The organism is Streptosporangium amethystogenes (genome assembly GCF_000721075.1).
Taxonomy (GTDB): domain Bacteria; phylum Actinomycetota; class Actinomycetes; order Streptosporangiales; family Streptosporangiaceae; genus Streptosporangium; species Streptosporangium amethystogenes.
In genome coordinates, this window is the sequence record NZ_JOEQ01000008.1 from 220,379 (window position 1) to 227,881 (window position 7,503).

Consider the following 7,503-nt stretch of genomic DNA (forward strand, 5'->3'; position numbering starts at 1 on the left):
AACACCCTGCACCGCAGCGCCGACGGGGCGTAGCCGCCCAGTCGGTGCGGACCGCCTCGATCCGACCAGGTTCCGCAGTGGCCCTACGAGGCTCCGCACGCGGTCGCGTTGATCGGCAACGCGGCCCGGAGCGCTCACCACATCAGGCGCGGCAGACCTATGCTTCAGGTGTCTGCCGGTGAGGTGTGCCCTTCTTGCGGCGGTTGCCCTCGCGTGGCCCGCTCCAGGTGATGGTGTGGTTGGGGTGGTCGAGCCATAGCTTCTGGCCGCCGGGAAAGATCCTGATTCCGAACCAGCTGCGCTCCGGTTTCCCGGCGTAGAGCCATTCGATGTAGACGTCTTGGAGTTCGTCCCACAGACAGCGTGGCCCGCTCTGGGTGACTTCGAAGGCATCGGTGTCGACAGTCACCTCACACGCCGCCCACGACAGCCCGTCCAAGGTCTCCAGCACGGTCGTTTGCCCCCAACCGTCGCCGCACCGCGTCCGCCGGCTGTCGACGACGACGTCAACCAGCAGGGCAGCGAGCATCAGGCCACCGCCGCGCTCTCTGCGCAAGTCGGCGAGGGGCCGTGGATCAAATCGCGTCGTGGAGCGTGCGGTGCTCTGCCCGGGGTGAGTCGTGGCTGGGCGGCGCTGGGAGCGCAGCATCACGAACCCCGCCGGGTCGGTGAAGTGGCCGATCGCGAGCCCGTCTCCTGCGACGTCCAAGACGAGCTGCTGCCCGCCTTAGTCGGCGGTGGGGGCCAGCCCGTCTCGATCACGCAGCATGCGCTGGACGAATCGGGCGGCGCTCCCTCGCACCGGGACCGATGCGAGGGAGGCGGCATTACACCGTGGGGATGTTCATCCTTTGGGCCCACTCGGCTACCGCTGGCTGATACCCATCCCACTCGCGGGGGAGCAGGATGCCGCCGGGGCGGATCTGCCGGGGTTCGGGCACTCCGTATGCCTGCACCACGGCACCGGCCAGCTCACCGGCCGCGGCCGCCAGCGGCTGGGTATCGATGAGGAGGTCATCGAGGAAGACCGTGCTTTCTCCGTAGGCGTCACGGGCCCTCTCCTTTCCCGCCCACGCCCCGCCAGCCCTCACGATCATGAGATCGGCCTGCGGGTCGTAGGGCTGGGACTGTGAGCTTTGCTTCAGCAGCCGGTCGATGGCCTCAGCCAGCGGCCGCTCGGCCGCCGAGGCGAGGCGCACGTCGGTCAGGACGCGGGCGCTCAAGCGAACGGTACCGGTCGCGCCGACGCGCTCAGCCGCGTGGCGGCCGAGAAACCGCAGCGCCGCCACGATCAGGAGCACGATCTGGGTATCTGACACCGCAGTGGTATTGCCCTCGACGCCGTTGATCTCCAGCGGGAACACCGCGCTGGCGGCGCCGTCGGCGTGCAGATGACTCCATGCCGTCCGCCCGTAAAACGGGCCTGAAGCGATGAACCGGCGGCTGCCGACCCCGGTGGAGGTAAAGAACGCCGAACCCTGGGGGCGGCCTAAAAGCAGCTCGTCGCGGGCTAGGTCCTGGCGGACCCGGTCGAGCTCGGCTGTGGTGATGGTCAGTTCTCCCGGCATCTCCGGCGTCAGGGACACCGTCAGCACCGGCTGTGAAAAGGGGGAGTGTCCCAGGGCGCGGGCGAGCTGGGCCAGTACCTCAGATTCGACCTGGGATGCGCGTTGGGCGCTGTCGAGCGCCATGGTGTAGCGGCCCCGGTAAGCGGCGGCGACCTGCAACTCGCTCATCCAGAACTTCTGCGACTCGTGCCGGATGGGGAACTTCAACATGCCCTTCGCCGTCGGGTCCAGGACGGCGTGTGGCGCGTTCACGCTGGGCGGCACAGTGATCAGCAACAGGCCTTGCTTGGGGTTGTCGAGACTGCCGGGCTCTTCGGGTAGTGGCTTGATGGTGTAGCCCGGGACGGGGCGGACACGCTCCACGATCGCGGTATGAAGCTCGCGGATGAAACTGTCAGCCAGGCTGACCCCGGGCTGGGCGACCGGCACGCCGTGCTTGTCGCTTCTACGACGACGCGATCGGCCAGGTCGACTGGTCAGCCATCTGTGTGGACTCCACCATCGTGCGCGCTCACCAGCACGCGGCCGGTGCCCGTAAAGGGGGACCCACCACGGCACCCCCGGGCAGCAACCAGCTCAGACCGATCAAGGCCGACAGGCGCTCGGGCGCTCGCGCGGCGGACTGACCACCAAGATCCACCTGGCCGTCGACGGACGCGGCCTGCCCTGGCCTTCGTCCTCACCGGCGGCAACATCAACGACTGCACCCATTTCACCGCCGTGATGGAGACCATCCGCGTGCCCCGCGCCGGCGCCGGCAGACCGCGCACCCGGCCCGACCATGTGATCGCCGACAAGGGCTACAGCTCCCGCGCCATCCGCACCTAACTGCGCCGACGCAAGATCGGCACGACCATTCCCGAACGCGCCGACCAACTGGCCGGACGAGCCCGCCGCGGACACCGCCGCCATGCCTTCGACCCGATCCGCTACAAGCGGCGCAACGTCGTCAAACGCTGCTTCAACCGGCTCAAGCACTTTAAAGGCATCGCCACCCGCTACGACAGAGTGGCGGCGGTCGCGATCTCCAACCAGTGCACACTCGTTCCATTGGATCCGAGCCAGACTTGTGGAGCCATCGAGCAAAGCTTTTACATCCGGCGACCGGCCAAAACGCCTGCGGCGACGGCCTGATCACGCAGTGCTCTCAGCGAGAGCATCTCACCGTCCTCGCGGGTGACGTACCACATTCCCATGCCGTCGCAAGTCCGTGTCTCGCGCACGAACGCTCCTGCCTCATCGATCTTGCTGTAGATGCCGCCTGTGCCCTCCAACGTGATCCGTCCCTCGTCGTTGATCTGCGCCCAGTGGTTGAAGCCCAGATGGGTGAAGACGATGCGCGTACCCGGTTGGATGACACCTGCCGCGACCATACGGGCGACATCCGTTCGCAGACGTATCTTTCTTGGAGGGGGCGCGACCTCGTCGGCTTCGGGCTTGAGGAAGGGATCGGAGAACTTCGCCTGGTCATCGGCGCTGAGTCCCATGTGATCGAAAGACCAGATCTTGGAACACAACCGGAGGTACAACTCCTGCCGCGTCTGAACGATGGTGGCCATGGGCGTCTTGGTCCCGAAAGAGCGCATGCAACTTTCCACCTTGTGTGCCTTGACGAACTCACGCAGCCCCGGGAACCGGCGGTGGTATCTCTGGTCGAGCACTCCGACGAGGACGTTGTGGCGTCCGTAGAGCTCGATCTTTTCGTCATACGGCATCGCACCGAGACTCGCGTTGTCCTTGTCAGGCAGCAGGACCAGCCCTCCGAGCTGGTTGCGCAGGGAGCGGAAGCGAAGAGCGTCCGGGATCTCGTCTCGATGCCGCTCCGGCTTGTTCGCGAACAGATGCTCTATCTGGTACGGGCGTGTGTCGCTGAGGTAGTCGGGAACCTCACCATGCTGTCCGCACCCTTGCTGAACGAAAGCGGTCAACCTCGCCAGCAGGTATTTCACCTGGCCACGGTTGGTGCCGCGGAGGCCGAACCCCTCCAAGACGGCATACTCGCGTTCTTCCCCTTGGACGTGAGTGGCGAGCACAGTACTGACGTCATCGGCGGTTCGACACCGGCGAAGTCCCGGCAGGAGAGCGCTTATCGCCTCCATGAGATCTCTTTGTTGGACAGGGAGGTCACTCAGGATTCTTAGTATGTACCAGCGATCGATGTAGGCCGCGATACGGCGAGCCTTGTCTTTTGCCTCTACCAAGATGTCATCCGCCCTGACCGCGGCGAAGATGGCGATCATCTGCGAGTCGAGACCGTTCCTGGCGTTGAAGTAGAGCGCCTCCAACCCGTCCTGGAGGGTTCGGCTGGCATGTAGGAAGGTGCGGTAGAAGGTCGCCAGGCGCAGGAGTTCCTCAACGAAGGCATGGAAACGATCCGGTCGTCCTCGCAGGCCTAGATGGTCCTCGTTCCTGCGTACCCATAGATTGAGGGCGCTTTCGATTCCGGCCATGTCGTCGTGCTCGCCGTCTAGACGTGCGTATCGGGCCTGGAGCGCGGCCTTAAGGAAGTGCCCCGGCGCGCTTCGGTCGTCGCGCACGGTGGTGAGCTCCGCGAGCATGTGCCGCCACTGGTGATTGAGCTTGTCCTCGTCTTCACCCACGTTGGCCAGCAGGTAGCTCTTCAGGAGGTCGACAGCGGTGAGTCGTGCGCCGCGGTCGTTCATCGATTCGAAGATGCGGAAGGCGTTGTTGCTGTCGCTGGCGCGAATGCCGACCATCACGACACGGTTGAGGAGCCACTCGATGAACCGCGTGTAGGACTCGGCCGGGACCTCGCGAAGCATCGGCTCGATGTCCTGGCTCCGGCGCCAGAGGTTTCGTACGGACAGGGAGTCGGCTTGTGTCCCCTCGTACTGCCGATCTTCATAGATGGCGTTCAGGACTTTGGCACGTTCCTCGTCGCCGATTCGGTAGCGGGGCTTGGATCGTTCGTCGAAGTTGCGGATCACCGAGGTGAGCATCTCGGTGTGCCCTTGGGCGTTGAGGCGGATGCTGATGGATCGTAGAGTCATGAAGATCAGGTGGAGTGTGGTGAAGCGTTGCTGTCCGTCGACGAGCGAGCGGACGTTGTCCCCGCGCTCGTAGTACACGAACGGCCCTAGAAAGTACTGCGGCATCGGTTCGGGCTTCCTGCGGGTCCCGGCAGCCTCGACTCCTTCGAGAAAGGCGTCACGAAGATCGGTGACGAGGGTCCGCACCTCCTCCTCGCCCCATGCGTACTCACGCTGGTAGAAGTCGATGGTGTAGAAGGACTCCTCGAACAGCTTCTTGAGCGACACATTGCTGACCGAAATATCCTCTATCGTCACCTTCGGCTGCTCCATTCCATGGTTACGGGGTCGTTCTTCATTCAACAATCGTTCATCGGGGTTGGTAGCGTTTCATCCGAAGCAAGCCTCGCTGGAACGAGATCCTTTCAAATCCAGGAACGCGATATGCGCATCGTGTCGTTGTAGCTCGCTACCATCGACATCACGGCGGAGCTCAGTACGGACGATGACCTGCCAAGGCGGACTCGTGAGCGCCGACTTGCCGCCTGAGGTGGTGGAGCTGCCGCCTGTGATCAAGCGGTCAAAGCGGACTAAGCGACGGGCTCGCGGCCGGGTAGGGCACGGTCACGAATCAGCCACGCCGCGAGTGACCGCGAGGCCTGCACCTGACTAGCGCCCCGGCCTGGCTGTCGATTACCTGCTTCCGTGCCACCTCGAAGCGCAGCGGGTGCCGATGGGCACCCTCGTACGAGCCTGCTTTCCGTGACCGGCGATCCTCGCGGAGGCTCGCTCCTTGCTCAATGCGATGGCATGGCGCCGACCGTAATCGCACATAGGACGCACGCCTTCATTTGTTGGGTGAGGGGCTATGCGCGGTGAACAGTTCCTTGATCGAGATGTCGAGGGCGTCGGCGATCTGGAAGATGTTGTCCAGCCGAGGGCTGTACATGCCGTTCTCGATACGATTGATGGTCTTGCGGTCGACATCGGCGAGTTCTCCGAGTCGCTCCTGGCTGAGTCCTTGACCTTCCCGCACATCACGCAGCCGCAGACCGAACTGTCTGCGCAGCTCAGCAAGGCGTGGCGTGATCGGGACGGGCACTTACCCACGGTGGCGTGCATGATCCTCAAAGGTCTGTACCAAGTTTGGTACATATCACGGAGGGTGATCAGCGCCCGCCCCGGCGCAGCCGCGAAGCTGACGGCGACCCCTTTGCTCACCTCGGCAAACCTGAAGAGGCAACCATGATCACAACGGAGTCGCGTCGCCCCGCACGCACGATCGCCGTACCACGCCGCAACCACCACGGTGGCCACTCACCCGCCTGGCTGCTGGTCCAAGCCGCCCAGCTGTCATGGGAGATCACCTCCATCCTGTCCCTCATCCACGGCGCACGCCTCAACCTCACCGAAGAGCTCTCCATCCAGCACGAGGCGACCCAAGCCCTGATCAACGCCGCGCACGCCGGCGTCATCGTCGAAGCCCGCCTCCCCTTGGCCCCCTCCTGGAGCAGCGGGGTGCCGCGTCCGCGCTCGGTATTCGCCCAAGCCCGCGAAGCCGGCAGCGACCCCCAGGCGGTCATCCCGGAGATGTACGCCCCCGCCAAACCCGACATCCCCGCCGAACACCTGCAGGCGCTGAGCGAGGCCTCCCGCCCCGACCTTTTCCCGCACGCCCAGTGCTCCGGCGTCAACCTGAAAGGCGCGCGCTGCGCCAAGCGCATCTTCACCGGCATCGGCGCCGAACACTGCCACGTGCATCTGACCACCACCGAACAACAGCGGCGCGAGCAGCTGCGCGCCGCCCGCGACAAGGTCCGCCAGGCCGAAGAAGACGCCATCGAGTGCCAGCGGCTGACCTTGGCCCACGACTGGATCGACCGCTACGGCCGACGCCCCCACCGGGTGGAACTTCCCACTCTGCCCTCGCAACCGCACCAGATCACCCTCACCCACCCCGACGTCCCGCGACCGGCGGATGCGCCGCATGCGGTCATCAGGGTGTACGCGACCGGCTGGCTGACGATCTGCCCCCGCGCCAGTGAGATCATCAGAGCTTTCCTTGACGCTCCGCGCGCCTCGGCGCAGGAGATCGCCGCACATGCCGCGGCCCGGGCCCCTGGACGATGGGAGGACGGCGAGCAGTGGCTGACCTCGTGTGTCTGGGACGGCATCCAGCCGCCCCTGGACTGCATACCGGCAGCCGGTGAGATGCCCGAGCTGGACGAATACCCCGGCATCTACACGTTGCGGCTGCAAATGATCGGCGACGAGCACAGCTGGGCCCACTGGGATAACGGGTTCTCCGCACTGGTCCAGGCTTGCGGCCACCCGGAGGTGGAGACCATGGCGGATCTGCTGGCGTTCTGGCAGCACGTGGGCATCCTGACCCAAACCCAAAGCACCGACACCGATTCGTGCGCCGAGCCACAGCTGATGATCGGGACAACGGTGCGCTCGCCCTGGCGGGTCCTGCACGCGGCAGGGCGCCCTGAGACTCCGTACGCGCTGATGGCGGCGGTGCGCTTCCTGACCGAGATGGCCACCCCGTGGGATCGCGAGATCTCTCCGGGGGAGGTCTTGGAGTTGGCCCGCGTCGCCATATAGAAGTGAACCGCGGGCGTCGCATCGAGTTGTTCGGCCCTTGGTGGCACGTGAGGGGAACCGGAACCGGGAGGGCGGCCAGCTCAGAAGGCTTGGACAGGGCGGTGCATGGCCGCCCAGCATCGTTGTGATCAGGAGCGGTGTGCAGGGCGGCCCCTGCCCGATCAAGCAATAGGTGATCCGGGTGGGCGGCCCGTCCTCCACGATGCGTCACACCAGCCCTGGTTGACGAGTTCGCGTAGCCGCTAGTGCCGTGACCGCATTGGTTCGCCGGGTTTGTCAGGCTGCGGCCTTGAGAGGGCGTCCGCCCCAGCGGATGCCCTTCTCGCCGCGGATGCGTA

6 protein-coding genes and 1 pseudogene are annotated in these 7,503 nt (G+C 65.2%); 3 read left to right on the forward strand and 4 right to left on the reverse strand.

Annotated elements, in window-relative coordinates; translation table 11 throughout:
• Positions 1 to 157 precede the first annotated feature (157 nt).
• Both IG98_RS0114870 and IG98_RS0114875 read right to left on the reverse strand, forming a co-directional pair.
• Positions 158 to 709 carry a hypothetical protein gene (locus IG98_RS0114870; RefSeq protein WP_030911659.1) on the reverse strand — a complete coding sequence of 184 codons (552 nt, stop codon included), beginning with the start codon at positions 707 to 709 and terminating at the stop codon, positions 158 to 160.
• Between the two features lie 118 nt (positions 710 to 827).
• On the reverse strand, positions 828 to 1,997 hold the full coding sequence (locus IG98_RS0114875; protein WP_030911661.1) for a hypothetical protein: 1,170 nt from the start codon (positions 1,995 to 1,997) through the stop codon (positions 828 to 830).
• Positions 1,998 to 2,056: 59 nt separating this feature from the next.
• On the opposite strand from IG98_RS0114875, the pseudogene IG98_RS54840 reads away from it, so the two are divergent.
• Both IG98_RS54840 and IG98_RS54845 read left to right on the forward strand, forming a co-directional pair.
• Positions 2,057 to 2,235 (forward strand): annotated as a pseudogene (locus IG98_RS54840) (IS5-like element ISMra2 family transposase); the annotation flags it as partial.
• A gap of 26 nt (positions 2,236 to 2,261) precedes the next feature.
• Entirely contained in the window at positions 2,262 to 2,396 is a 135-nt protein-coding gene (locus IG98_RS54845) for a hypothetical protein (RefSeq protein WP_425428036.1), read from the forward strand.
• A gap of 263 nt (positions 2,397 to 2,659) precedes the next feature.
• On the opposite strand, the gene IG98_RS0114885 is transcribed toward IG98_RS54845, so the two are convergent.
• Together IG98_RS0114885 and IG98_RS0114890 are read right to left on the reverse strand one after the other, a co-directional pair.
• Positions 2,660 to 4,891 (reverse strand): GmrSD restriction endonuclease domain-containing protein, encoded by a 2,232-nt coding sequence (locus tag IG98_RS0114885; RefSeq protein WP_030911664.1) that lies wholly within the window; start codon positions 4,889 to 4,891, stop codon positions 2,660 to 2,662.
• A gap of 514 nt (positions 4,892 to 5,405) precedes the next feature.
• Positions 5,406 to 5,660, reverse strand: a complete 255-nt coding sequence (locus tag IG98_RS0114890) for a helix-turn-helix transcriptional regulator (protein ID WP_211263987.1) — start codon at positions 5,658 to 5,660, stop codon at positions 5,406 to 5,408.
• Positions 5,661 to 5,803: 143 nt separating this feature from the next.
• Between IG98_RS0114890 and IG98_RS0114895 the strand changes: the two genes are divergently transcribed.
• Positions 5,804 to 7,165, forward strand: coding sequence for a hypothetical protein (locus IG98_RS0114895; protein WP_030911671.1), 1,362 nt, complete (start codon positions 5,804 to 5,806; stop codon positions 7,163 to 7,165).
• Positions 7,166 to 7,503: the final 338 nt, after the last annotated feature.